Source organism: Paenibacillus hemerocallicola, assembly GCF_006265175.1.
GTDB classification, from domain to species: Bacteria; Bacillota; Bacilli; order Paenibacillales; family NBRC-103111; genus Paenibacillus_AB; species Paenibacillus_AB hemerocallicola.
In genome coordinates, this window is sequence record NZ_VDCQ01000038.1 from 63,713 (window position 1) to 90,248 (window position 26,536).

Sequence of the window (26,536 nt, forward strand, 5' to 3'; positions counted from 1 at the left end):
TGTGTCTATTTTTAACTATCGTATTCGTTAGTTTAAACGAATAATTTAATCCCGAGTTAATGTAAGAATTGGATTGTTAGAACTAACCAACTCTTTATTTGCGTTATAATACATATCCTCAAGAGTAATTTCATTTTTGTTTTTAATTGTATATTTGAAAATTAATTTATCGTTAGGTGCATAGACTCGCTGTAATGTCCAAACCATAACAGACCCCGTAATAAATTCATATTGCCCTTTAATCTCCACATCACTAGAATACAAATATACCATTGTCATATCTTCATTAAAGACACTTTTTAATCCAGTATTATCTATCCATTCTCCGACAATTAGCTCGGATATATCTCTTTCTTTATTAAATAAAGAATAATAAAAAAATGCCCCAGAAATAATAAGAATCGCAATTACAACTACTATAATCATCTTTCTTTTTTGTATTATAGTAATTCCCCTCCTCATTACGGTTCATTTTCCAAATATTATATCATGAGTTGAATTAATCTGCCCGTTAGCGGAACAGGCTGCCGATTGTACCGGCAGCCTGTTGTCATGGTGCTATCGTTCCCCGTTAGCTTAATCTCCTTGCGTACTTTTTGCCAAAACAGGGTACCATTTTAAGTCTTCTATTCTAATATAATTTGTTTCAGGATAGCGATACTCATAAAGAACCTTTCCGTTCTCATTAAAAGCCTTTGCGTTATAATCATTCCATGGGATTGATTTATCCCAATAAAATGTGATCGGTTCATTTAACTCTGCTTTCTTTCTTAATCTATTCTCATCAGGTCCAACCTCTAAATAAGATACCGTAGGGTCATTCAATAAAACGCTGAAAACGGTCGCCGCTCTTCCTTTGTCATCCGAAAATGAGGTTCCGCCTATTGTTTTGATGGGGTCTTCGTTATGAAAATAATACGTGGACATTCTTGAAACCCACAAAAACCCAAACGATTTGAAACTTATTGCTGTAATCGGCTTTTCAGATGAATCGAAAATGAATACTTTTCCCCATGGATAGTCAACTTTATCTAATAAAACTGAATCTTTCGGTACAGATGAGTTCGCTCTGGCAGCACTTAATGCGTTTAATTTGTACTCGCCTAAAATAAAAAATAACGTGACCAACAACAATAAAATTACACTTGTAAACCTTTGTCTTGTTTTCGTTTTATTTCCCCCCCAAGCACTAAAACCGTTTGTTGTTTTTTCTATCTGTTTCCATTAATACGCTTCAATAGCCGTAAAGTTGTGGAAACCTGCACCCTAGTTGAGAAAAGGCAGCCGATCGTAAGAAGCCGGCTACCTATCGTGCTTCGTTAGTTCAATTAGCTTTGCTGATTCATTTCATCAAAAGCCTAATGCATACCAAGAGATTGTCAGGTCTCGAGCGTGAATACGGTGTTATCGGATGTTACCGTTCCCCCGAATCACCCAAGAAATAGTCTTTCAAGTTTTGTTCCATATATTTCTTCGTTTTCAATAACTTATTTGTAAACTCCTCGATAACTCTCAGGTAGCAATTCCGCTATTTTCTTCATGATATGTTTTATTGTGATTTCTTCGTATTCATTTTTGTCTTGTTCCTTTGATCTCTTGTGTATTTCAAATTGTTTACCAATGTTGATATGAACATCAGCATAATTAAAGATTTCCGCCCTCATATCTCCTTTTTTATTTATGGGCAGCAGTTTTTCTGACCCACAAATCCCTATGGGTATAATTGGGGCCCCTGTCATTTTTGCTATAAGAAGGATTCCTTTCTTTGCTTCCATCAAACTACTGACTCTACTTCTTGTTCCTTCTGGGAATATCACTAGACTTTCTCCTTGTTTAACAAGCTTTATTATTTTCTCGAGACCCTCTTTATCAGCGGTATTTGGTTTGATTTTTGTAGTTTTTATTACGTTAAGCCCAATATTTGTAACAGCATCATTAGACAGTTTTTCACCTGCTACAAAAGTTGGATCAATCACTTTTAAAGCTTTGTCTAAGACTAATCCATCAGAATTGCTTAAATGATTACATATAAAAATAGTTGGTGTTTTTATACCCTTTAAGTTTTCACTACCTAATATTTTTATATTGGCATATTTTTTTAGGTATTTATCAATTATTTTCTTAGAAATGTATGATACAAGACTATTCGGTAAAATATTTATTATTTTTGCTGATGTGCTAGAAATCATTTGATTCCCCCTCCGAATGGTCCTTAATTCATACTGCTTGTTTAATCGTATGTATTCGGTACCTAAAATGAATTTCCTTTTTTTGCAACTAATCTGCCCGTTAGTTGAGTCACCGATAACCAATCTAATACTTAATTTATTTTCTCAGTCTAGACCCTCATTATTAAATATTTCAGTCTTGTGGTTTATTTTCTTTTAACAGCGGAAAAGGTTGAAACCTGTCCACGGATAATCGTTCCCATTAAATATATTATCATTATTTGTTTATATGGAACTTGTGTTGGCAAGACTGATTCTAACGAATTCTGTAACATGAGGGATAGTATATGAAAATTCCTGTTAGAAAAATCAGACCAACACGAGGGCGCCACTATAGGAGTAAAATTGGTTCATCCAAAAGCTTAAAGATCATACATGCAGAAAGTCTACTTGAACGTGATTATGTTCGACTGTGTAACTTTGACCCGAAAATCTCAAAGATATATTATCAGCCAATTGGTATTCACTTTCACTACGATGGTAGGAATCGTCGATATTTTCCCGACTATCTAGTTTTTACTCGAGATAGCCGCTGTTACCTAATAGAGGTTAAGTTAAAAGAGTTTGTTGGTTCCAATCTAAATCGGGCTAAATTTAATGCAGCTGTTAAGTTGTGTGAGGAGAAAGATTGGACTTTTTTAGTTGTTACGGAAGATCAAGTCAGGCCGGGATATTTACAAAAAAATCTTAGACTGTTACATGAGGTTAATCGACACAAAATCATACCTTCTATAGCTGAGTATATTATGGAAATGCTGAAGTTTATGGGGCCACAATCCATTGTTGATTTGAGAAACGCTTGCAGTATTGTCGATGCATCTTTGTTTATGCTCAATCTTCATAAGTTGATATATGCATGTAGAATTGGAACAGACTTAGTACATAAGCCTCTTAATGATAAATCATTAATTTGGTTTCTTCCCACGAAGGAGGGTTCATATGGCTAGAAACTATTTTTCATATGGCACCAAGTTTTTATTAGACGGTTTGGAACATATGGTAAAAAGTTCTGATCATAGAGAAATCGTTGTTGAAATAATAAAATATAAGCAAATTAAAAGCATTCTACTTACGGATTTAGAAGAAGCATGGGACGAGGAACGCTTAGTTTTTCAAGACGTTACGGAGAGAGCTAGTAAAATCAAAAGTGATTTGAACCAGCTAAATGAGAAGGAAAAAGCTAGTATTAAGTTCAAGCTGGATGTTCTTAAACCTGTTATTGATGGAAATTATCACAAAATTAATCTTGATGAATATCTACGAACACTACGTGAAGTGAAGGGTTTTAAGGTGTCAAAGGCAACATTTTATAACTGGAAAAGGCTCTGGGAGCGATATGGGGATGCCCGATTTTTACTTGATTTGAAGCCAGGACCTAAGAGTCGACAAACCGAAAAGGAAGTAATGGATTCTCTAGAAAGGATCATGGATGAAAATCTCTATTCGGGAGAAAAGATCATTTACAGACAGATTTATCGGTTATATAAGGATAGTATTAAAAATGTTAATGAGTTACGAAATGCGGATCAAAAGCAAGTCCTACGTTCATTTCAAACAATCTGGAGGATATTGAGAGAAAAACGTGACTTATATCGTCAAAGAGCCGCCAGAGATGGATATGTTGCAGCGAAGTTGGAACGCGATGGTTCCAAAAGCATGTCAGAAAAACCAAAACGACCGTTACAACGGGTGGAACTTGATTGGACTCCGGCTGATATATACATAGTTGATCCAAAAAACCTTGAACGGAAGAAGCCGTGGCTTGTCTATGCAATTGACGTATTTAGTGGTGAGCCTCTAGGATTTTATATCACCCTTGAGCATCCAGATACTTTTGCAATTAAACAGTGTTTACTGCATTGCTTTTTACCGAAGGTTTATCTAAAGAAACTATACCCAGAAGTACAACACGAATGGACTTCGTATGGAATACCTAAAGAACTAGTAATTGATAATGCTTCACAGAATGACTCAAACGATCTGGAAGAGATCTTCAATTACTTTGGTATCGACCCATTGTATCCTGAAGTGCAAGCAGGACATAAAAAGGGCACGGTTGAACGTGGTCAGAAAACATTCAATGATATATTGCATACATTGAGAGGGACTAGTTTTTCCAACATCTACGAAAAAAAACAGTATGACTCTAAAGGAAAAGCTTGCATTACTCTCCAAGCTTTTTATTATATTGCACATATCATTTTCGTTGATATCATTTCACACAATTGGAGTCATAGCCGAATGGGAGGCACCCCTCATCAGATATGGGAGAAGGCATTTGCTGACGATCCAAGTCTTATCAAAGAGCTGCCATTTAGCAAAAAAGAAATCACCCTGGCATTATGTGAAGGTAGAGAGAAGAGAATCATACAGAATAAGGGGATTATGCTCGAAGAGACATGGTACACGAGCGATGAACTTATGAAGCTACGCTATCGCCTAATTCAAAATGGAGATGAACATACCCAAGTGGTTATTCGATTTGATAGTTCTAATGTTAAGAAGGTTTATGTCGAGAATCCCTACGATAAAAGCTTTATAGAAGCGTATATTGATCCTAACCGTATGCAAGATTTCGAAAAGCATTACGATGTGGATCCAACGCTTCCACTTCCTTTCCAACAAATGAAAGCGATTTGTTTGTCTGAAGGAAGAAAACGCCGTGCTTTTGATGATACGCATGTGGTCAATGCATTAAAAAATATCAAAAAAATTCAAAATGATCAACTTAAAGACAAACGAAACCAGTACAAACAAACTCTTTCGAAAGAAGCTCAAATAATCGAAGGACTTGCTCTTCAATCTTTTGATTTTGAGAATTTAGGTGAACCCGAGAATCCGGACACCCTACATTACATAGGAGAGCTATCTGAGGCCGAGATCAATAAAAAGAAGAAGGAAAACTACGGTCAGAAAAGACCAATTAAAACAGATGTGAAAACTATGGTAGGGTCAAAGCCTAAGAATGAAGTTGAGCAGGAATCCAACATATATGAGGATCTTCCCATGTATGGGGTTTCTCAATTAGGTGTTTAGTATGGAAAAGCCAATTTTTTTTCGTTTAGATGGATCCCCGATAGATGAGACTGAACTCAAGGAAAGATTAATGTGGTTAGATCAGATCGTTGTGCATCACCAACGATTTTATGAATTGTATCAGGTGATTCATGATTGTCACGTTTTCAAGAAAGGTGCTGCAATTTTAGGCGACACTGGAGCAGGGAAGTCAACTTTGTTTAGGATCTATGAAAGTCGATATCCTAAGGTAACCAAAGTGAAAACTTTAAATTATCAAAAGATTGAATATGATACAGTTCCGGTTCTGCGGGTAGAATTAGATTCGAATTCGAAGCCTCAAAACGTGGCTTCGAAACTGCTACAAAAACTGGGTGATCCTTTTTATAATAAAGGAACTGAAAAGCAGCTTACATCACGTGTTAAGGAGTATATTAAGGATGCCGAAGTAGAACTGTTGATTATTGATGAGCTGCAACATTTAATTGATACCGATACACAGCGAGTTATTAGGAAGGCTGCGGATTGGTTGAAACAATTGTTGAACGATTTGAATCTACCGATTATTTTTGGTGGAATCAGAGAAGATGCAAAACGAATTTTTGCCTCAAATAAGCAATTAGATGAACGGTTCCCCTATAAATTAGCTTTCTATGGATTCAAGTATCAAACAGAAGAGCAGAAGAAGGAATTTAGGGGATTCCTAAAAAGCTTAGATTATCAACTTCCATTTGCGGATGAATCAAATATTTACGACCCATATCTATCCGAAAAGATTTATTATGTTACTTTAGGGATACCTAGAACATTAAATCATTTATTGCATCACTCCGTTAAAACAGCACTAAAAGCAGGCAAGAATAAGCTGGACGAGAGAGATTTTCAATATGGCTTTTCACTTTTATCGTTAGAAACGAGGCCCAAAGTAGTTAACCCTTTTCATGGTAAGGCATTTGATTTGAATGTGGCCTTGGAAAAAGAGAAGCCGACCAGCAACTAGCTGCTCGGCTTCTACCCATTTCTGCTGTGGTGATTATTTAAAGGAAAAACTTGTTTAAATTTCATGCAGGAAATGAGTCCAATGCCTTTTTTATATAAGTCACTCCAATGGTTATTTGGTACCAATACTTCTACAGTATATTTTCTTTTCCTCTCGTACTCTCAGTTAAAAACAAAAACCAGATCGCGTCAATTGACTCGCTCTGGTTTAATCTCGTAACACTTCTTTTATTATAGTTTTTACCCTCTTCAAATCATTTAAATCCTGACGTAGTAAAATATCTAGAATCTCAGTAATCTCTTCTTCTTTATCACTGAGTTCCATTTTCATGCTGTAGGAATAGCCAAAAAGTTCGTGGATCTCAACATCAAGAGCATCCGCTATTTTGGCTAAATTCAGTAAGGAAATATTCTTCTCCGCACGCTCAATGCCGCCTATATAGGAAAAATGAAATCCGGCCTTCTCTCCTAATTGTTCCTGGGAAAGGCCTCTTTCTTTGCGCAGGTCCCTAATTCTGGCGCCTACAAACTTCAAAACGTTTTCAGACATGGCTGCCACTCCTCTAAATGAAGTGTAGACAATGCCTGTCCGATGAAACATACAGCGTTATATATCAAAAAATAAAATGATATATATAAGTATCAATTGTTATGATAGTGGTAATAAATATTACTAGATTTAGATAATAGAATGCGAGAAAAGGAGAAGTGTTGATTATGACGCTGCAACTTGCCTCAGCATATTTGCCTGAGGAGACAGCCCAAATGACCGCAGAAGGAATTCAATTTATGGATCATTACTATTCATCTCCATTGTTAATTAAAGACAAGTGGTATGATCTTGTTCATGCATCCGGGAGCTGGCAGGTCCAGATATTCTACGATCCGCAATGTAATGACTTTATCCTTGTACCTTATGACAAGTTAGGGTTAATTGTCGTTAATCGAATTCAACTAATTGATCTTAATTCAGATAGTGTTCAACTCTTTGAAGACTATTTTAAAACAATGCAATTCTTAAAGCAGCGTTGGAAGCGTAATAAAATAAGAAGTAAAAATAATAAGAGCAAGTAAGATTAAGGTGACAATATGGTACTGAACCGTCTCGCCGTTATTCAAGGAGAAAGTTTATCTAGTTACTTGTATAGATTTTCGCTTCGCAATCATTACCCTTCTGTGTTCTATATTGCCCACCTGCTGGATATCTCTGAAAACTATATAAATAATAATGAATTCGACATTGAAGACTTATCCGTTATTTCTACATTGACTGAACAAACGACGGAACAGCTAGCTATGATGGCCGGATTAAATATAAAGCATCAAATGGGGATCACTTTTTTAAAGAAACTTATCATGAAGAGAAGGGTAAAATATTGCATGGAATGTATAAAACCCGTCCCCTTTCTCAAGTTTGAGTGGACTCTACATCCATTAGATACTTGTATTGACCACCGGTTAAAGTTGATTGAGTTTTGTCCAGGTTGCAATAGGGCTATTCTGTTAAAGGATCTGATCTTGTGCAGATGCTCGTCCTGTGATTTCAATTTTCAAAAGATAGCGTCACCGGTCAGGGTCGAGCCTTCATCAGTTTATTATTTTTCCCAACTTGAGGTCCAGCAGCGATTTAAAGGTATTCCGTCTGAGCATTTCTTCCCCGGGTTTACTCTACATTCTTATCTTTCGCTGGCTTATCACAGCTTTTACCTATTAGAAGGGTTAAATAGTTTTATAGATGAAAAAGAACGCATCATACAGTTTTTTTATAACAAGTGCAGCGCGAAACAAACGAGTGATAATATGGCGAACGCATGGGCGAACTTTTACTGGATGTACCATGAGTTCCCGTTGAATTTTTATCGTGTCTTAGATGCATTTCATATTCAAAAGAAAAATCAAATAAAGTACTTCTTGCTTAAACGCTTTGAAGGGTTGTTTAGCGATGAGGCCTTTCACTTTATTCGTGATGCTTATAACGAATTCTGGATCAAGAAGGTGGACGAAGGCAGTATCAGAAAAGATTTTGCTGTTTTTAAGAATAATCCCACTCTTTTAGAAAAAAGAAACTATATCAGAAAAGACGAAATTCGGAATAGTATTGGGATGAGTTATGAATTTATCGAAAAACTAAACGATGAGCAAAAGATCAATCTGGTAATCAAAGAAAATGGGTCACTAAAAGGCTATTTGATCGGAAAAGAATCTCTGAACGATGCCCTTATTCTAAAGGGGACTTTGATATCAAGAAAAGAAGCGGCATTCATACTTGGGATTGAGCGAGGATCAATTCAGAGACTAATAAATGCCGGAGTGTTGAAAACATATAAGCTAACATCAACTAGTACTGCGAAATTAGATCGTGAGGAAGTAATTACATTATTGGATAGCTGCCGGGGTACTGTCGTGAAGAATATTACTGAAGGCTATATTAGTTTTCATCATGCGCTAATTAAGTTCTCTGTTTGTCATCTAACCGTGGATCGTATTATTGAGTATACACAGAAAGGTATGCTACATCCTGTACGTGTTTCAGCGGGTAATAATTTTATTGATAACTACTATCTTATCGATGAATTAAATAACTGCAACGTAGAGATCAAGGCTGCGTTTCAAGAAGCTGTAGGTTACTACATGAGTGATGTAATGAGAATATTACATATTGGCGAGAAGAAAATGAGGCGTTACATCGAAGAGGGGAAAATAGTGCCGCAGCGAATAGTTTCCCTTTCTGACGGGAGGAAGCATTATTTGTTTGATAAGGATGAGATTGATGTGTTAATTGATAAATAATTCTTGGTACCAATTAAATGGAGACACTATAACGGTTTTTATACCCTTGTTCTGATAAAACAAAACTAACCTCCTTTTTTTGAATTTTTGATATTCTGGATATTTATGGACAAGTATTTGGTTCTATCGTATGATATCCCATGATCTATAATTATTGTTAATTATTTCTCTTGGGGGATTAGATGTGAATCAAAACAAAATGATCAAGATGAAGATAACTTACTGCTCAAATGACCCTCATACAATTATCCAAGAATTCCAATAGATTCTTAGAATTCTTCCTATATTAATAGTTGCAATAGACTATAATGACTCTAAGGTAGTTGAAGATGGGATTTCAGAGGATAAAACAATCTTGTATTGAATCACTTGTAAAAGGTGGATTTAGCTATGGCGCCAGAAAAAAACTTCCAAAAACTTACTCCTATACGGAATGCTGACTTAAGAATATATGAAGAAGCATTTGATTTTGTTTTTAGTGAAAACGATTTGAAAAATATTGCAATAACAGGGCCATATAGCGCGGGAAAAAGCAGTGTTATTGAAACGTATAAAGCGAAACAAACGAAGAAAAAGTTTTTAACTATCTCGCTTGCTCACTTTCAATCGGTTGAATCAAAACAAGACGAATCTGATACTCCTAAAGATAAACAAATCCTGGATTCAACACTTGAAGGCAAAATTCTCAATCAACTTATTCATCAAATTGATCCAGCAAGCATTCCTCATACTAATTTTAAAGTTAAAAGAACAATATCTAATTTCAAGATGTTTACTACGGCAATCTTATTTGTAATATGTTTTTTATTCACGCTTTATCTTTTTAAATTCAGTTCTTGGAAAAAAATTATTCAGAATTCTTCTAATACTTGGCTTAAACAAACTTTAGCATTTACTACAAACGAGATAATTGTTTTTATAGTTGGGGTATTATGTGCTGTAGCGCTTGTTTTTATCACTGATAAGATTATTAAAATGGTAAAGTACAATAAATTAATGTTTAAAAAATTCAAGGTTCAAGGAAGCGAAATTGAGCTTTTTGAGGATGCTAAAGAGTCTTATTTTGATAAATATCTTAATGAGGTACTATATCTTTTCGAAAATGCAAGAGCTGACGTAATTGTGTTCGAGGACATGGACAGATTTAATAATAATCAAATATTTGAGAAACTTCGGGAGATTAATTGGTTAATAAATAATAAATCAAAAAAGAATATTCGTTTTTTTTATTTGCTTCGTGACGATACATTTATTTCAAAAGATAGGACCAAGTTTTTTGACTTTATTATTCCAATTGTTCCTATCGTAGATGGTTCAAATTCATATGATCAATTTATTAGTCATTTTATGTCCAGTGGAATTTTGAATAAGTTTGATGAACATTTTTTACAAGGACTTTCATTATATATAGATGACATGCGTATTCTTAAGAATATCTATAATGAATATGTCATCTATCATGACCGTATACAGTCAACTGAATTAAATAACGATAAATTACTTGCTATCATCACTTATAAAAATATATTCCCTCGTGACTTTAGTGAATTACAATTGGGAAGAGGGTATGTCTATAATTTGTTTCTTAATAAAGACAAATTTATTACAAAAAAATTAAGTCAGATGGAAAATAAAATTCAAGTTATGGAAAAAGAACTTCAAACAATCGAGATTGAAATGTGTAACGATCTGGATGAACTAGATGCAATATATTTAGTTACTGGAGTACATTTTTTAGATGTAAATAATAGTAGAGAAGATGCCTTTATATCAAGGGTAGCCTTTGTTAAAGCAATGAAAAATTATCCAGATAATGTATATCATCAGAATAGGCACGGTAGAGTGCAGTATAATTTTCAAGAAGTTTATAACAGATTAATGAATAATCCCGAATATGTTGAACGAAAACGTTTTATCGAAAAAAAAGCAACTAATTCAGTTCAAGTAATACAAAATGAAATATTAAGAGATAGGAATGAGATGTCTCAAATAATCAATAGAAAATTGCATGAATTAATAACAAAGGAAAACATTGGTGAGATTTTTGAGATTACTTTTTCTTATGAAATAGGGGATATCAATTCTTACAAAGACGTTAAAATAGATCCATACTTCCCATTAATTAAATACTTAATACGCAAGGGCTACATAGACGAATCATATCCGGATTATATGACATACTTCTATGAAAATAGTATCAGTAGAATTGACAAAATATTCCTTAGAAGTGTGACGGATGAACTTGCTAAGGATTATACGTATGAATTGAATGATCCCACTCTTATTATTAAACGCTTAATAGAAACTGATTTCGACAAGGAAGAAACACTAAATTTTAATCTTTTCAGGCATTTATTAAAATCAAGACACTCCTACTTGAATAGATTTATAGAACAACTAAAAAATAAAAGGAGATTCGACTTTATTGCACAGTTTTATGGTAGAGGTGAAGAAACGCCTGAATTTATAAAAACAATTAACCAAGCTTGGCCAAATGTCTTTAAGGGTGTAGTAGAGAGTGGTCAATTTTCAGATTCCCTTATACATCAGTATATTATTGATTCCTTAAACTATTCGTCTGCTGAGACTATTGTATCACTTAATTCCGATGATTTTTTGAGTATGTACATATCTAATAAAAAAGATTTCTTGAATATTGATACTCCAGATATATCACTGATTATCGAAAAACTCTGCATTCTTAATGTGAAATTTGAACATATTGATTATGAAAAGGCCAACAAAGCACTGTTTAATGAGGTTTATAAGTCTGATCTTTATCAAATTAATAACTACATGATCTCACTTATTTTAGAACAAAAATACAAACTACCTTATACAGAAGAATATAGGCATAAAAATTACACGCTAGTGTTATCAAAATCTCATGAAAATCTTCTCATATATTTAAGGAAAAACATAAATAAATATCTAGAAATTATTCTTGAAGAATGTGGATCTAAGGTAGAGGACGATGAAGAAGCTGCAATAGAACTTATCAATAACTTGGAAATAAGAGATGTCAATAAATTAATGTATATTAATTACCTTGCAATACAATTGAAATATCTTGATAGAGTTACAGATATGGAACTATGGCCTATCATTTTTAATCAACAAAAAGTTCAGTACTCGGTCCATAATATTCTTCAATATTATTTTAATTACTCCAACGATCTAGATGAACATTTGCTCAATTTCGTTAACAGCAGTTTAGCGAATCTTATTATAGATATTGATGAAATAAGTGTAAATTTTGGCTCCGAAGAAACAGTGTTCTTCTTTGAAAAAATAATTAAATGTAATGATTTAAGCGATGATAGATATGATACTTTCATTCAAGGATTAAATTGGGAATATACCGAATTTACTTTTAGAGAAGTTTCAGGATCCAAGATTAGAATTCTAATCTCAAGAGATATTATAAAAATGAATAATTACAATTTACAATTCATGAGAGAAAATTATCCTAATGAACTGTTATTTTTTATGAAAAAGAACATCGAAGTTTATGCAACTGAAGTGATAAGTGAAGATAACTTTTTAAAGAGTGAACTTATGGTTATCTTGGAACAAGATGATATACCTGATTCACCAAAAATCAAGCTACTTGGTTATACATCCGACCCAATTACAGTAACGAATAACAAATACTCTGAAAGCATTATCCTACATATTTTAGAGCATAACCTACAAATTGATGATCTTCCTTATTTGTTTACTGACTACGATAGAATGAGTAATTTAAAATCTAAGATAAGTCTAGTAAGTAAACAGAATATTGAACTAATCATTAATCGAGAATACAAAGTACCTTTTAGTCTCCTATGTGATCTTCTTGATTCCGATCAAATTCTAGCGGAATATAAGGATGATATATTGGTTATGAATTTACTTGAATTAGATCTAGTCCAAACGATGACATGTTTAAATTTGTTGGATAAATCAGATATTTTAAGTTTGTTTTCCGGAAAGCGACCTAAAGTAGAAAAAACATACCATAACGAAAAAATATTAAATATCTTTGAGTCAAAGAACTGGATATATGGTTTTGATACAGAAAAGAGTGAGCCTGAATTCTATAGAGCGAGGGGACGGAGGATATCATAAGTAGCAATTAGCAATACTTAACATCTTATCTGTGGTATCACTTGGAACGATGGTAAGTGACAAATAACCGCACATTGTCTTCAGTGAGGGCTAGGCTAAGCTAGCAGTAACTTGTCAAGCGCTTAGGGATCTCTCGGATCTGCGAACTGTAGAGGCTACTCGAATAGGTAGTACTGAAAGGGATGCAGTCCATTCTCCTACATTGTCTCCATCACACTATAAATGATGGTACAGATAACTGCTGAATCACTTCAGTGAGATAATAAAATAATCCATGTAGAAAAGGTTACTAACTGCAAAATGGGTCGTTTCTAGAAAAACTGGAGATAGAAGTGAGATAAAGAAAAGACGCGAGAGACTTTTAAAAATTATTCTGAAGTATCTAGACTCTGTATTTGTAGTTGAGGCACAAGATATAGACGGCAATTTTTCCGGAATTATAGAAGTATCTACATGGTAAAGTAATAAATACTTATTTTATTGGGGACCAAAAGCAAGATTTACGGGGGAAGAACGCTTTAAGAGAATTAGTTGAAAAATATCAAGAATATGTTGAATATATACTAGATAATAAAAGATGTCCAATTACACATATGAATTTAGCAAATATTTTTGTTCCATTAGTGCAGAAGTAGTTACCTCAAAGTACTGAAGTTGGAATTTTAAGCTATGTTTATGAAAGTGAGATAACTATGGAAGATATCCAGACCATTGTAAAAGAATCCGGGTGGAATTACGTATTTAATTCAAAGAGAAAAACTTATGAAATACGGCGAGTAGTAAAAAGAACTACTGTTATTACTGATACAGAGATAGATAAATTGTATTTATTTTAGTGAAGAATGTTTTGAAAGATTTAAATAAAGAAAATAACAGAGCGATTTTTTCAAGCTTCAAAAATCATTATCAATTGAATTGACTCGTCAAGATATGGGGAAATTGGGGGAGCAACTAAAGATACATCATGAAGTTCTTTAAACAAAGGAATACATGTGAACTCAATTGATAGTATTAAAGGAATTTTATTTGATTTGCTTGAAACGGAGTTGATTGAAATGGAATTGATTTATCTATGGGTAGGTAAATTTAGAAATATACACGAAATTGGTTTTAATTTTTCTTCGAAGTACGATGTATCCTTTAATATTAATAATAAGAATGGAACTCGCGAACTTAAGATCTTCCCCAAAAAAGTATTTTCATTATTTGAAGAAGAGAAGATTAATAATGTAACTGCCATAATTGGTAGAAATGGAAGTGGCAAAACCAACATTCTGGACTTGTTAGGTATGAGAATGAACGATAGAAAGAGGTTGTCAGAAGTAGAGTATTTTCTGTTATATCATATATCAGAAGATACTTTTGCAATTGAGGGAAGTGATTTTTCTTTAATTAAAGAAAATATTCATAAAATTCCAATTGAAAAAAACCAATTAGTTTCCAATCCTTACAGTATGTATCTAGAAAAAAGTGAGAGTGGTTTCGAGTTCAAAGGCTTCCTCCAGTTCAGTGAAGATTGGATAAAAAGAATCCATTATTATAACTTCAGAAATACTTTTAAAGAAGACTATGAAAGATGGGGGAATAAAATTAATAACGAACATACAGTCTTTTTCAGTAGACTGAATTTAAACCCTAATTCCATTGGGTACTATGCAAAATACAATTTAATAACATACTTTAATAGATCAACGTTCAAAGAAAAGTCGAAACATTTATTTAACTTAAATGATAATGTATTTATAAATGTCTATAATAATATTTCATATAGCATGGATTTAGATGAAAAGCTCGCTCTTAAGATAAGTTTTAAAGATACCTTCCGAGATTTAATAAAAAGAAGTGGTAAACCGAATAAAAAAAAAATTAACTATAAAACTAAGTTCATTATGAATTTTATCGAGGATTATATTCAATATAGTTTTAGTAGCATCAAAGATATTGCTGCCGAGGAAATAGTAAAACTTAAAAATGAAATTAATGAAATAACTGACGAAAATATGACGCCTAAAGATTATTTTTATACTGTATATGAAGTTGTAAGTGGGTATTTAAACAAACACATTAATTTAGATAAGAGTGACATGAAGAAGTACTCCGATACTTTTTATAAGCTTGTCTATTATTTCGAACAGCTAAGCATGTCTTATTTCAAAGAAAAAAATGTTCAAATCCCTATTGGAATTAATGAAAATTCTATTGTTAAAGAATTCCTTCAGTATATTGATCAGAATCATTTTTCAAGTGATAGTGAGATGAATTATTTAAATAATTCAGTATCATTATCTGTTGAACCCATGAGTTCAGGGGAAGAGGCCTTTATTAATTTATTTGCATCTCTCTTTTTTGGTCTTAGACTGAACAGATATTCGAAGAAACATAAAGCGATAATTTTATTAGATGAACCTGATAACTTTATGCATCCTGAATGGAGTAGAATAATGCTCTCCGAGATATTCAATTTTTTAAATCAAATTGAATTAGGATACAAGAATTATCAAATTATCATTACAACCCATTCTCCATTCATTATTTCAGATTTGTTAAAATCAAATGTAATTGCTTTAGAAAAAGATATGGACAAAGGCTATTGCAAAATAGCAAATTTCGTTGCTACTGATCAAACCTTTGCAAATAATATCCACACTCTATTGTCCGAAGAGTTCTTTATGTCATCAACAATTGGTGAGTTCGCAAAAGAGAGAATAAATCATGTTATTACTGTCTTGAAAAGTCAAAACAATGATTTTCTGGAACTTGCAAAATGCAAACTGGTAATTGACAATATTGGCGAACCTTTATTAAAAGAAAAGCTCATTGAAATGTATCTCGATAAACTAAGCATTGATAATTCAAACAAGGAAAAGACAATGAGTAATGAAGAAATAAGGAGAGAAATAAGAAGATTACAAGATAGGTTGGAACAAGAATGATACCAATATCTCATACAAAACTGGAATCCATCGCAGAAGAACATTTTGAAGAATTAAAAGTTCATCTAACGCGAAAAAAGATAAATAAGTTTGATAAGATTGACAGATGGTTCAAGACTAATGGTAGTAAACTTAGTTTGAAAGATGTAGTTCTAGCGGATGTAGATGATTTATATACTTTTTCTGTAAAATACAAAAGCAAAGTTTATCCAAAAGATGTATTGTATTTGAAGTATTTGTATACTGAATATTTTTCAAAGTCTAGTCGTCATATTGGTAATTCTGATTATAATGCAGTGAAGCTTATTGAGAAGATTGGTATTAAGGTCTGTCCCTATTGCAACAGAAATTATGTGAACAATATTAATTTTGGAGCAAAGGGGGTAAAGAGATCATCTCAACTCGACCATTTTTTTTCAAAAGACGAATTCCCTTTTTTAGCTATGTCATTCTATAATTTGGTGCCGTCTTGTCCTAGTTGTAATCACCTAAAAAGCAATCATCAGATTTCATTGTCACCTTACGATAAAAAAAATAGTACAGGAAACGAACTTACTTTTGACTATTCTATTATTAATGCTGATTATCTTTTTGACGAAAGTCAAATTACAATAGAAATAAATCATAGCCACAAAATCACAAAGAATATCGATATCTTTGGATTAAAAGACCAGTATTTACTCCATAATGATATTGTTTATGACTTAATTAAACGGCATAGAATTTACCCTAAGAGTAAGCTGAGTGAAATTGAAAAGGACTTCCCTGGAGTGTTTAAAAACGAAGAAGAGATGAAGAGAATTATTTTTGGTAATCATATTCGTTCTGAAGAGTTATGGAAAAGGCCGTTGTCCAAATTAACAAAAGATATTACGGAGAAACTAAATTCGATTTAATCTAATACCTTTAATGGGGCCCTTTTTTTTACCAACTGACAGAGAAATGTCATGAAAAATGATTTCTAAAGATCGTTCGAAATGAGTGTATTTTTATGCATAGGTATTATAATTGCTTTATTTATTTTTTCTAACACTTTCTGCAACAAACCCTCATTTTCGCTGCGGTGTACTTTAAATTCTAATCAATTCTGCAACAACAAAAACGGAGCCGCGCGGCATTGCGGCTCCGTTTTCTAATTAATTCTGGAATATCACACTTGTGTGAAATTCCAGAATTAATTAGAATTGTTTCATAATTCGTTAGACGGTTTGTTTCATAATTCCTTAGAAATTTGATTTTTATGCATAAAATTGAATAAAAATGCAGAAAAAGCAAACGAGTGAGATTTTCGTTTGCTTTTTTAAGTTCAAATCAAAATTGTCCAAATGTAATAAAATCATTTCAACTTATCGTAGAAATATTCTAAACTGCGAATGCGGGTTTATTTATTCAAGTGCTTCTGCTAATCCTTGTAAACATGAGGAAATTATAGAATTATCAATGATACTCTATAATAAATTGTATAATAGAAGTATATTTGGTATACAAAAATTACATAGTTTAGAGCATCTTGACTTTGCTCAAATAATATATTTAGTTATACAGTTAAGCATGAAGATATCTCAATCCTTTTATAATAAAGGGTCAAAACAGAAAACAGTGCTTGACGAAATAGCCCAAGGATGAAAATGGAAAAACATCTGTTACTCCTGTATTGTTGTAAGTCCTACCCAACAACAAAAAGGAATAGACAGATGCAGACCCAGTATATCAATGAAATGCTCAACATACCAGAGCTAAAAATTCACCAAATTCTATCTACAGATGGCTTTGAAATTACAAAGAATGGGGTTAAGATGGCAACAGAACCATTTGGCTCCGAAATGTATTTTGATTGGGTTTGCAGAAGAGAAGGCGATGAATGGCCGGATGCAAGTAAGTGAAAATGGTATAAAGCCATTGACGGGCACGATAGTACTCAACTCCCGCAAGAATAGCTTCTTTTTGATCCGATTCCTGTGGGCTTGTGATTGATTCTTTATTGAAGGCGACTTCACAAAGGAGTGTTGGCATGGCTCAAAAAGCGGGTAGGTTTATAAAGATATTACTTTAAAGAAGCGTATCGATCTTCAATATCTGCTGCACCAACCTGAGAATGGTAATACTCCCTCTGCGGGGTGGCCATTAATATTATTTTTACACGGTCGTGACCAGAGAGGTAACGATTTAGAAAAACTCAAAGTTCGAGGGATACCAAAACTTGTTGAAGAAGACAAAGGCTTTCCTTTCTTTGTTCTTTCTCCACAATGCCCGAGTTATTACATATGGCCATTTGTCTTTGATGGTGTAATTGCAATACTTGAAGACATTATTGAAAGATATCCAATTGATCGAAAACGAATATATGTCACTGGTCTAAGCATGGGTGGATATGGGACATGGGACTTAACTATGGAATATCCGGATCGCTTTGCGGGAATTGTGCCAGTTTGTGGATCAGCTTCAAAAGATCGTGTAGAAAGACTTAAGAATGTACCCGTGTGGGCCTTCCATGGAGCCTTAGATAAATCTGTTCCTATCACTGAAGTTCAGGAATTGATGCAGGCTTTAAAGCTATGCGGTGGTCAAAGTAAATTTACAATCTATCCGGAAGGTGCTCATGATATTTGGGAAGAAGCTTACCAAACTAGCGAGCTATACAGTCAATTCTTCCAAAAATCTCTCAACTAACGAGTACGATAGTTCAGTTACGACATGACGGCAGACGGCACACGGTAGGCTGCCGTTGTTCGTTGAAGTAACGGGCAGATTAGTTACATAGACGTCAGAATATTGTATAGGAGCGTAGTCCACATTGTATGGAAAAGAGTCTAGATAAACAGTATACTAGCTATAACTGTTTTTTGTTGAGGTGAATATCAAATGGATGAAATCGATGAATCAAAACAAATTGTATTACAAATCGGCGGTGCCTTGAAAAAGTACAGAAAAGAAAAAAACATGAGCTTAGACGACTTAGCGGAATTAACGGGTGTAAGCAAACTTACTCTGGGGAATATCGAACGTGGCGAGACAAATCCAACTTTGGCGATTATATGGAAAATTTCAAAAGGCATATCTTTACCGCTATTGGCTTTGTTCAAATCAGAAGACCCTGTTAGTTTGTATCGAGCAGGCGAAGGACTGCGTTTTTCTAATGATCAAAAAAATTGGATCATTGAACCAGTCTTTAAAAACGCAAGCAACGATATTGAAATGTGTCGGGCTTACTTACAGCCAAATAGCTCGTATCACCCTGAAGGTCATCATGTGAATACAACTGAAATTGCGACAGTAATGACTGGTTCCATTGAAATTCAAGTCAATGGAGAGATTTACACATTGAATCAATATGATACGATCAGTTTTCGTGCAGATTGTCCTCACTCTTATACCAATCATACGAACAGCGAAACAGTGCTCCATATATCCTTAAAGTATGGTTTCTAAAAGTCGAAAATTCCACTTATTAAATACAACTCCGAATTCCATGACGGGAATTCAGAGTTGTATTTTTGTTTTTAGATGAGTTCAAGTGTAGTATAAAATACTTCTTGTTAAAAATAGTATACTATACTATACTTTTATTGTTCGCGCGGATGTTATTTCATAGTTTTTCAATCAGCAGGAAACAAATTATACGTATGAATTCAGGAAGGAGAGATGAGGAATGCCGAACAAACAAAATAAAAAAGCCGTACCATCCTCTATAGGACTGATAATAATCGGGATTATTGTTATTGCAGCTAATTTACGTGCTCCCTTAACCTCAGTCGGTCCTTTAGTGAGTCTCATAAGGGATGAGGTTCGTATTTCAAATACATTAGCAGGCCTGATAACAACGGTACCTTTGCTTGCCTTTGCTTTATTATCGCCTCTAGTACCAAATTTAGGACGAAGGTATGGGGTTGAACGTATTATTTTGATTGCCCTAATCTTTCTGACTGTTGGCATTGTAATACGTTCTTTATCTGGCGCAGCTAATCTGTATATTGGGACAGCAATTCTTGGATTCGCAATTGCCGTATGTAATGTATTATTGCCAAGTTTAATCAAAAAGGATTTCCCAAATAAAATTGGCTCCATGACAGGTGTTTACTCAATTTCAATGAGTTTATTTGGAGCAATCGCATCGGGAATCAGTGTACCGCTAGCCGTGAACGCAGGTCTAAAATGGCAGGGATCATTGGGCATATGGGGGATTCTAAGCTTTGTATCGATTCTCTGTTGGTTACCCCAATTAAGAAATCAAACGAAGCAAACAACCACGACGAGTCAACAGATGGCCAGCAACGATGTGAATGTTTGGCGATCCCCTCTTGCCTGGCAAGTAACCTTGTTTATGGGTATACAGTCCATGGTTTTCTATGTGTTGATCGCATGGCTGCCTGAAATTTTAAAGCAGCAAGGAATTGACTCAAACCAATCAGGATGGTACCTCTCGATAATGCAGTTAGCTCTGCTTCCATTTACCTTTATTGTCCCCGTTATTGCTGGGCGCATGTCTAACCAACGTTTGTTAGTGGTCATCATAATCATTTTGCTTTTGACGGGAACGCTCGGACTTCTATACGGAAGCTCCAGAATCATTCTGTTGTGGATTATAATACTCGGAATTGGTGGAGGCTGCGCCTTTAGTTTGTCCATGATGTTTTTCGGTTTACGTACTGAAAATGCGCATCAAGCAGCGGAACTGTCTGGCATGGCGCAATCGATCGGATATCTTCTTGCCGCGATCGGTCCTGCCCTTATAGGATTTCTGCATGATGCGACAAATAGTTGGAACCTGCCACTTTTCATTCTGCTTGGCGCTTCGGTCTTACTCTTATTAGTCGGTATAGGAGCAGCAAGAAACCGTTTTGTAGGTAGCCGAAATAGTTACGAGTTGCCACGGAAAGGACGATAAATATGTTTGACAAAATTATTGTGGCAATTGATAAAGCTGAAATAACGAACAAACTCCTCGATGCAACCGTTGAAATAGCCCGAAACAAACAAACTCAAGTTACTTTGGTTAATGTCAGCCAGGAATATGTATCGAATGGCATGACATATGTACCAGAGAATTTCTTGGAAGAAATATTGAGCGAAATGGAGAAAGCGAGTTTGGAACAGTTGCAACAAGCCAAATCTAAATTAGAATCTGCGGGGATTAGCCCGGAAACAGTTCATCTTAAGGGAGATCCTGCACATGAAATATTAAATTATGCAAGGGATACCGAGCAGCAACTCATTATTATTGGAAGCCGTGGGCTAAGGGGCATAAAAGAAATGATGCTTGGAAGTGTCAGCCACAAGGTTTCACAGCTATCAAGTTGCCCAGTCCTCATTGTGCATTAACTCCATCGGGAACTGCAGAGATGATGCATTGTTATACTAACGGAAAACGATAGTTCAATTTGTATTGAGTAAGAGTACACAGATTAATCCCTCCCAATTCACGGAAAAGCTAGAACTACTAAGTGAATTGGGAGGGATTAATTATGAAATTAAATGAGTTATGGATGCTGTATGAAACGGATAAACGTATTCTAGGATTCAGCCCGCCGCCTTTTTAAAGGAAATCCGTTTTCTCTAGCGCGCCACGCTACTAGTAACGCAAGGATCAGTAGAATAAACAATGCCCATGGGAAGGAGCCGACACCAAGTGTTTCGATAAGAATACCGCCCATCACACCGCCGCCGCTGATGCCTAGGTTCCACGCTGTTACTAGCATCGACTGGGCCACATCTGCACTCTCGCCAGCAGCTTCAGCAACAGCTGTCTGCAGCAATGTCGCCGCGCCCCCGAACGTTAATCCCCACACCGCAATCACTAGGTATATCACGACGGGCTGGCTGCTGCTTATGCCTAGTGCAACGGACGCCAAACTGAAAGCAGCGAGACTGATCAGAACCAATGGCCGCAGCTTCTGGTCGATCAATACACCGTTGACCCAGATGCCAACAAACGCTGTAATGCCAAAAATAAGCAGTACCAAGTCAACGCGCTGGGTAAGCCCAGCCTGAGCAAGATACGGTGCAATATAGGTATACATGATATTATGTGCTAGCACCCAAGCCAGAACGACAAATAGTACCGGCCGCACCCCGGGAATAACGAAGACCTTATAGAGTGGGAGCCGCTTATCGGCGGCCTCTCCTGGATAGTCCGGCAGCTTCCAAAGCACCCAGGCGACCAGTATCAGAGCCAGCAGCGACATAATCCCGAAGACAGAACGCCAGCCCACAAGGGCGCCGAAAAGTGTTCCAGCAGGGACACCGAGCGCCAGGGCGAGAGGCGTACCGACCATTGCCACCGCCATAGCTCGTCCCTTGAGTGACTCCGGCACCATACGGCGGGCATAACCTGCTATCATACCCCATAAGACGCCAGCGGATACGCCCGCGAAGAACCGAGCTGTTAGCGTCAGTGTATAATTGGAAGAAAGAGTGGTGACGGTGTTGAATACGAGAAAACCAACTATGCACAATAGTAGCAGTGGTCGCCGCCGCCATCCGCGTGTCGCGGTGGTTACGGGAATCGCGGCCAACAGTGAACCAAGGGCGTACAAGGTGACGAGTTGTCCCGCAAGGGCCTCCGAGACTCCAAGCCCCTCACCTATCTGGAGCAACAAGCCGGCCGGAATCGTTTCGGTAAGAATACAGATAAATCCCGTCATAGCAAGGGTGAGTAGTCCAGCCCAAGGGAGACGTTCGGAAGAGGGAGCGATGGAGGCACTCTGTGTGACAGAAGTTGGGTTTTGGCTCATTTCAGAAGCACCTCTCTTTATAAATTGTAGATTATAGGATCCACTGTAAAGCGATTAATCGCGTTTTACTACACTGAGAGCTTTGGCCGGTTCATACCGGACCAAGCTCTTGTGTTCATTTTCTATTTTGTTATCCCATCATAAACGGCTTGACAAAGGTCAACGGTAAACTGACCCGACATGCCTTCCAATGCGGTATTGGTGAACGCCACGACGCTGAGCCGCTGCTTAGGATCGACGAACCACGAATGACCATAGGTGCCACCCATGCGCCAAGTACCCGGGGATTCCGGAGTGGCTGCGGCGACGGGATCCTTGAGTATCGTAATACCTAGGCCGAAGCCTCGCCCTGGCCAAAAGGCCATTGGCAGATCACCGATCTGGTTGGTAGTCATTTCTCGAACCAGAGATTCCGGCAGCAGGGGCGGTCCACCCTTGCGTAATGTTTCCAGCAGTTTCAAAAAGTCCCCGGCGCTGCCGACCATGCCGGCTCCTCCGGACGGATAGGCAGTGTCGTCAAATGCCCGACCAGGGGCAAGCCGGAAGCCCGCTGTGCCTTTCAAAAAGGCTATGGTATCGGAGTCATGCAGACGCCGTGGCTCTGGAGCTTCATTGGCATAGGCAGTGGCAAGTCGCTCTGGGTCGGCTGCAGTAAACCCGGTGTCGCTCATGCCTAGCGGCTTTGTCACTAGCGAACGAATGGCTTCGCTTAGCGGCATTTCTGTAACCTTCGCAATCACTGCCCCCAGAACATCTGTCGCGATGGAATATTTCCACTCGGTGCCTGGAGCATAAAGAAGTGGAACAGAGGCGATGCGACGCAGATTCTCTTCCAACGTGATGTCGGAGTAATCCATGCCATCCGATACCCCAGCGCGCTGGTAGGAACCATTCTCTTCTTGAAAGAAGCGGTAAGTCAGACCTGCGGTGTGCGTCATCAAGTGACGAATCGTCAATGGGGCAAATTCACCGTTCTGCAAACGCGGCCGAAACTCTGGAAGCCAACGATCAACACGGTCGTCAAGCTTTAAGTGACCTTGCGCAACTAGTACTAGGGAGGCCGTTGTCACGATAGGCTTAGTAACCGAGGCTAACCGGAATAAGGCATCTTCTCGCATGGGCAGGTTCATCTCGCGGTCGGCAAGACCGGCAGCGCGGCTATATGCCAGTGCCCCATCTATCGCCACTTTAATGACAGCGCCGACCAACCTCTTGTTGGCAAGCGTTCGATCGATTACTTCATCGATACGACCTGGTAAACAGTCAGGATTAACTTTGTTCGAGTACGTCTTACTCAACATTCTTCATCCTTTCGGAATAGTTAAAGCTTTAAATACTTCACTATTGTGAGTTAATTATATAAAATTAGTTACCTTGATTACATAAGTCATTAAAGGTATATTGGTCTTGCGACAATTAAAAACAAGCTAGTCTATAGAAAAATCCTTAAATATAAAGGAGACGATTTCGATGGACCATGTTGATAAGCAAATCCTTATTCACCTTCAATCCCAAGCGAGAATTTCTATGACGGAACTAGGCAAATTTGTCGGTTTATCACAACCCGCAGTAACGGAGAGAGTTAGGCGTATGGAGGAAAAGGGGATCATCAAGGAGTATCGCACCATTGTTTCCCCAGAAAAAATCGGAAAACATGCTGCCGCCTACATCCTATTTCGTACAAGCGATTGTCACGCATTCCTCGATTTCTGCCGCTCAACTCCAGATGTCGTCGAATGTTACCGCATAAGCGGAGAACACAACTACTTATTGAAAGTAATATCGGACTCCACACAATCCCTCGAGGAGTTCGGAAATCAATGTGATAAATACGGGACCTACACGATTCTAATCGTGATGTCATCTCCTATTAATCATAAATTTCTCCTACCTTTGCTTGAAGAAGCAAACTTAAACATGCTGAGTTAGATAGACGTAAAAAACGAAAAATCGACATGAGTAGAAAGAAGGAAATTCACCTTAGTTTTTGAACTAACGGAGTACGATAGCTCAATAGCGCGCCTAGCAAAGCTAGGCATAACTTGTTGGTGAAAGTCCAACCGAGGTAGGGACCAAGCCGCCTCGTAGCTAGCAGGTATCTGGTGGTGAGAGCCTAAGGATGAAGCCCTGTGAAAAGCTCTACATTGGAGGCAAAACTGCAGGCCGTAACATAAAGTGAATCCTGCCGCATCGTCATATCGAACCCGAAAGGGACAAGAGGGAGCCGAGCTTTGTATTGAATGGCGAAGGCCACGGAACGCGTGAAGGACTTGGAGAAGCAGCACGGACGAACCCTCCGGTGTATGGGGATCGGCATGCAGACACAGTTATGACTGGAACTAGGGAGACCCTACCTCGCACGACAGCGTCGTAAAGCGCGAACCTATAAGCCCGAAGGGTGAAATGGAGAGCGGCGGGAAGGGAGTCGGAGAGGGTGGAAGTACCTGTGAACCCAGGACAACACAACCTGGAGGAGGAAAGCACCCTTGCTTTGTTCACGGGTATCGATGGAGGTAAGAGCGAGTGAATGCAGTGAAATCTGCTAACTACACCCAAGTAAAAGTTCGAGAACTCCAAAGAACCCTCTACGTTGCGGCGAAGGCAAATGCCAAGCGCAGGTTTCATGCCTTGTACGACAAAGTGTACAGAACAGATGTCATGTGGGAAGCATGGAGACGGGTTAAGGCAATCGTGGCAGTGCCGGTATGGACGGAGTGACGATACACCACATCGTTCAGGAGTTCGGGGAAGAGCAATTCGTGAGGGATACGCAGTAGCAGTTGCTGGAGAATACCTATCGTCCCAAGCCGGTGCGAAGGAAGGATATACCGAAGGGTGATGGGAAAACACGCCCGCTAGGAATACCCGTGATCCGGGATAGATTGGTACAAATGGCATCGAAAATTGTACTTGAATCGTTATTCGAAGCGGACTTCAAAGACTGCTCATTTGGTTTTCGACCGAAGCGAAGCGCAAAGCAGGCGATTGAGCGGATACATAAAACGGTAAACTACGGAAGGGTCTACTGGGCGGTGGATGTAGACATCATGGGGTATTTTAACAACATCCCGCATGACAAACTACTAAAGCTCGTGGAACAGCGCGTTAGTGACCGTAGAGTACTGAAGCTCATTCGCCTATGGCTGACGGCTGGTGTTATGGAGGATGGACAGTACCGTGACTGAAATCGGGAGCCCGCAAGGCGGAGTCATCTCGCCATTGCCTGCAAACATGTACCTGAACTACCTAGATACTATATGGGAGAAGCAATTCTCTCACGTTGGCACATTGGTGCGATATGCAGATGATCTGGTCATTTTATGCAGACAAAAGACCCAGGCTCTTGAAGCCATTCAAGTACTCAAGAGAGTCTTCAAGAAACTGGAACTGACGAGGAATACGGAAAAGTCCAAGATAGTGAACCTGTGGCTGGATAAGGATGGATTCGACTTTCTGGGATTCCACCACCGGCGAATGCCCGGATTGTTTAAGGCAGGGAAATTCTATGACCTGCGTAGTTTTCCATCCAAGAAAGCGATGAAGAAGATGCGGGCAAAGGTGAAGGAAGTATCCGCCCCCCGCTCTGTGCTCTACTGATCGCCCAAACAAATGGTAGACAAGCTCAATCCCGTCATACAAGGATGGAGAAATTACTACGGCCAGCGTTGACACGGGCATAAGCAACAGGTTTTCGGACGGTCTGTCTGACGATAGCGTCTTGGTGTCGTTT

The 26,536-nt window shown here is 37.3% G+C and carries 23 protein-coding genes; 17 read left to right on the forward strand and 6 right to left on the reverse strand.

Translation table 11 applies throughout. The features are described from left to right. Positions 1-45 precede the first annotated feature (45 nt). From FE784_RS23915 to FE784_RS23925, 3 genes are all read right to left on the reverse strand, one after another. On the reverse strand, positions 46-462 hold the full coding sequence (locus FE784_RS23915; RefSeq protein WP_139604780.1) for a hypothetical protein: 417 nt from the start codon (positions 460-462) through the stop codon (positions 46-48). A gap of 114 nt (positions 463-576) precedes the next feature. Further along, a complete protein-coding gene (locus tag FE784_RS23920; protein WP_139604781.1) occupies positions 577-1,134 on the reverse strand; it encodes a hypothetical protein in 558 nt (185 codons plus the stop codon). A 353-nt stretch (positions 1,135-1,487) separates the two neighbouring features. Next, positions 1,488-2,189, reverse strand: coding sequence for a lysophospholipid acyltransferase family protein (locus FE784_RS23925; RefSeq protein ID WP_139604782.1), 702 nt, complete (start codon positions 2,187-2,189; stop codon positions 1,488-1,490). 326 nt (positions 2,190-2,515) lie between these two features. On the opposite strand from FE784_RS23925, the gene FE784_RS23930 reads away from it, so the two are divergent. The 3 genes from FE784_RS23930 to FE784_RS23940 are packed head-to-tail and all read left to right on the forward strand — an operon-like array spanning position 2,516 to position 6,243. Next, positions 2,516-3,175 carry a TnsA endonuclease N-terminal domain-containing protein gene (locus FE784_RS23930; RefSeq protein ID WP_139604783.1) on the forward strand — a complete coding sequence of 220 codons (660 nt, stop codon included), beginning with the start codon at positions 2,516-2,518 and terminating at the stop codon, positions 3,173-3,175. Then, positions 3,168-5,264 (forward strand): Mu transposase C-terminal domain-containing protein, encoded by a 2,097-nt coding sequence (locus FE784_RS23935; RefSeq protein ID WP_139604784.1) that lies wholly within the window; start codon positions 3,168-3,170, stop codon positions 5,262-5,264. Before FE784_RS23930 ends, FE784_RS23935 begins: the two co-directional genes overlap by 8 nt. A 1-nt stretch (position 5,265) precedes the next feature. Beyond that, a complete protein-coding gene (locus FE784_RS23940; RefSeq protein WP_139604785.1) occupies positions 5,266-6,243 on the forward strand; it encodes a TniB family NTP-binding protein in 978 nt (325 codons plus the stop codon). Positions 6,244-6,450: 207 nt separating this feature from the next. On the opposite strand, the gene FE784_RS23945 is transcribed toward FE784_RS23940, so the two are convergent. Continuing rightward, positions 6,451-6,792, reverse strand: a complete 342-nt coding sequence (locus FE784_RS23945) for a helix-turn-helix domain-containing protein (protein ID WP_139604786.1) — start codon at positions 6,790-6,792, stop codon at positions 6,451-6,453. A gap of 167 nt (positions 6,793-6,959) precedes the next feature. On the opposite strand from FE784_RS23945, the gene FE784_RS23950 reads away from it, so the two are divergent. The 10 genes from FE784_RS23950 (at position 6,960) to FE784_RS23995 (ending at position 21,394) form a co-directional block, all read left to right on the forward strand. Beyond that, positions 6,960-7,316 (forward strand): hypothetical protein, encoded by a 357-nt coding sequence (locus FE784_RS23950; protein WP_139604787.1) that lies wholly within the window; start codon positions 6,960-6,962, stop codon positions 7,314-7,316. 15 nt (positions 7,317-7,331) lie between these two features. Beyond that, entirely contained in the window at positions 7,332-9,032 is a 1,701-nt protein-coding gene (locus tag FE784_RS23955; protein WP_139604788.1) for a TniQ family protein, read from the forward strand. A gap of 390 nt (positions 9,033-9,422) precedes the next feature. Continuing rightward, positions 9,423-13,142 (forward strand): YobI family P-loop NTPase, encoded by a 3,720-nt coding sequence (locus FE784_RS23960; RefSeq protein WP_139604789.1) that lies wholly within the window; start codon positions 9,423-9,425, stop codon positions 13,140-13,142. A 1,055-nt stretch (positions 13,143-14,197) separates the two neighbouring features. Continuing rightward, positions 14,198-16,075: an AAA family ATPase gene (locus FE784_RS23965; protein ID WP_139604790.1), complete on the forward strand. Its 1,878-nt coding sequence runs from the start codon at positions 14,198-14,200 to the stop codon at positions 16,073-16,075. Continuing rightward, positions 16,072-16,971 carry a hypothetical protein gene (locus FE784_RS23970; protein WP_139604791.1) on the forward strand — a complete coding sequence of 300 codons (900 nt, stop codon included), beginning with the start codon at positions 16,072-16,074 and terminating at the stop codon, positions 16,969-16,971. The genes FE784_RS23965 and FE784_RS23970 overlap by 4 nt, the downstream gene beginning before the upstream one ends. A 798-nt stretch (positions 16,972-17,769) precedes the next feature. Further along, a complete protein-coding gene (locus FE784_RS23975) occupies positions 17,770-17,958 on the forward strand; it encodes a DUF6547 family protein (RefSeq protein WP_139604792.1) in 189 nt (62 codons plus the stop codon). A 442-nt stretch (positions 17,959-18,400) separates the two neighbouring features. After that, positions 18,401-18,745, forward strand: a complete 345-nt coding sequence (locus FE784_RS42035; RefSeq protein WP_246132152.1) for a carboxylesterase family protein — start codon at positions 18,401-18,403, stop codon at positions 18,743-18,745. A gap of 192 nt (positions 18,746-18,937) precedes the next feature. Continuing rightward, on the forward strand, positions 18,938-19,504 hold the full coding sequence (locus FE784_RS23985) for a helix-turn-helix domain-containing protein (RefSeq protein WP_139604793.1): 567 nt from the start codon (positions 18,938-18,940) through the stop codon (positions 19,502-19,504). A 220-nt stretch (positions 19,505-19,724) separates the two neighbouring features. Next, positions 19,725-20,960, forward strand: a complete 1,236-nt coding sequence (locus FE784_RS23990; protein ID WP_139604794.1) for a CynX/NimT family MFS transporter — start codon at positions 19,725-19,727, stop codon at positions 20,958-20,960. A gap of 2 nt (positions 20,961-20,962) precedes the next feature. After that, positions 20,963-21,394, forward strand: a complete 432-nt coding sequence (locus tag FE784_RS23995; RefSeq protein WP_139604795.1) for a universal stress protein — start codon at positions 20,963-20,965, stop codon at positions 21,392-21,394. A gap of 191 nt (positions 21,395-21,585) precedes the next feature. On the opposite strand, the gene FE784_RS24000 is transcribed toward FE784_RS23995, so the two are convergent. Beyond that, positions 21,586-22,806: an MFS transporter gene (locus FE784_RS24000; protein ID WP_139604796.1), complete on the reverse strand. Its 1,221-nt coding sequence runs from the start codon at positions 22,804-22,806 to the stop codon at positions 21,586-21,588. A gap of 122 nt (positions 22,807-22,928) precedes the next feature. Continuing rightward, positions 22,929-24,104: a serine hydrolase domain-containing protein gene (locus FE784_RS24005; protein ID WP_246132151.1), complete on the reverse strand. Its 1,176-nt coding sequence runs from the start codon at positions 24,102-24,104 to the stop codon at positions 22,929-22,931. Positions 24,105-24,276: 172 nt separating this feature from the next. Here FE784_RS24005 and FE784_RS24010 point away from each other — a divergent pair, with 172 nt between their 5' ends. The 4 genes from FE784_RS24010 (at position 24,277) to FE784_RS42930 (ending at position 26,475) form a co-directional block, all read left to right on the forward strand. After that, entirely contained in the window at positions 24,277-24,735 is a 459-nt protein-coding gene (locus tag FE784_RS24010; protein WP_139604798.1) for an Lrp/AsnC family transcriptional regulator, read from the forward strand. A gap of 938 nt (positions 24,736-25,673) precedes the next feature. Beyond that, on the forward strand, positions 25,674-25,991 hold the full coding sequence (locus FE784_RS42455; RefSeq protein ID WP_281287152.1) for an RNA-dependent RNA polymerase family protein: 318 nt from the start codon (positions 25,674-25,676) through the stop codon (positions 25,989-25,991). Continuing rightward, the gene (locus FE784_RS42460; RefSeq protein WP_218103802.1) at positions 25,984-26,403 is read left to right on the forward strand and encodes a reverse transcriptase domain-containing protein; all 420 of its coding nucleotides are present in this window, start codon (positions 25,984-25,986) and stop codon (positions 26,401-26,403) included. The genes FE784_RS42455 and FE784_RS42460 overlap by 8 nt, the downstream gene beginning before the upstream one ends. A gap of 12 nt (positions 26,404-26,415) precedes the next feature. Next, positions 26,416-26,475 (forward strand): group II intron maturase-specific domain-containing protein, encoded by a 60-nt coding sequence (locus FE784_RS42930; RefSeq protein WP_139604803.1) that lies wholly within the window; start codon positions 26,416-26,418, stop codon positions 26,473-26,475. Positions 26,476-26,536 lie beyond the last annotated feature (61 nt).

Excerpts from the sequence above, each read along its gene's own strand:
- FE784_RS23915 (WP_139604780.1), bottom strand. The coding sequence starts at position 462 with ATGAGGAGGGGAATTACTATAATACAAAAAAGAAAGATGATTATAGTA.
- FE784_RS23925 (WP_139604782.1), bottom strand. The coding sequence starts at position 2,189 with ATGATTTCTAGCACATCAGCAAAAATAATAAATATTTTACCGAATAGT.
- FE784_RS23930 (WP_139604783.1), top strand. The coding sequence starts at position 2,516 with ATGAAAATTCCTGTTAGAAAAATCAGACCAACACGAGGGCGCCACTAT.
- FE784_RS23935 (WP_139604784.1), top strand. The coding sequence starts at position 3,168 with ATGGCTAGAAACTATTTTTCATATGGCACCAAGTTTTTATTAGACGGT.
- FE784_RS23940 (WP_139604785.1), top strand. The coding sequence starts at position 5,266 with ATGGAAAAGCCAATTTTTTTTCGTTTAGATGGATCCCCGATAGATGAG.
- FE784_RS23945 (WP_139604786.1), bottom strand. The coding sequence starts at position 6,792 with ATGTCTGAAAACGTTTTGAAGTTTGTAGGCGCCAGAATTAGGGACCTG.
- FE784_RS23950 (WP_139604787.1), top strand. The coding sequence starts at position 6,960 with ATGACGCTGCAACTTGCCTCAGCATATTTGCCTGAGGAGACAGCCCAA.
- FE784_RS23955 (WP_139604788.1), top strand. The coding sequence starts at position 7,332 with ATGGTACTGAACCGTCTCGCCGTTATTCAAGGAGAAAGTTTATCTAGT.
- FE784_RS23960 (WP_139604789.1), top strand. The coding sequence starts at position 9,423 with ATGGCGCCAGAAAAAAACTTCCAAAAACTTACTCCTATACGGAATGCT.
- FE784_RS23965 (WP_139604790.1), top strand. The coding sequence starts at position 14,198 with ATGGAATTGATTTATCTATGGGTAGGTAAATTTAGAAATATACACGAA.
- FE784_RS23970 (WP_139604791.1), top strand. The coding sequence starts at position 16,072 with ATGATACCAATATCTCATACAAAACTGGAATCCATCGCAGAAGAACAT.
- FE784_RS23975 (WP_139604792.1), top strand. The coding sequence starts at position 17,770 with ATGCAGACCCAGTATATCAATGAAATGCTCAACATACCAGAGCTAAAA.
- FE784_RS23985 (WP_139604793.1), top strand. The coding sequence starts at position 18,938 with ATGGATGAAATCGATGAATCAAAACAAATTGTATTACAAATCGGCGGT.
- FE784_RS23990 (WP_139604794.1), top strand. The coding sequence starts at position 19,725 with ATGCCGAACAAACAAAATAAAAAAGCCGTACCATCCTCTATAGGACTG.
- FE784_RS23995 (WP_139604795.1), top strand. The coding sequence starts at position 20,963 with ATGTTTGACAAAATTATTGTGGCAATTGATAAAGCTGAAATAACGAAC.
- FE784_RS24000 (WP_139604796.1), bottom strand. The coding sequence starts at position 22,806 with ATGAGCCAAAACCCAACTTCTGTCACACAGAGTGCCTCCATCGCTCCC.
- FE784_RS24010 (WP_139604798.1), top strand. The coding sequence starts at position 24,277 with ATGGACCATGTTGATAAGCAAATCCTTATTCACCTTCAATCCCAAGCG.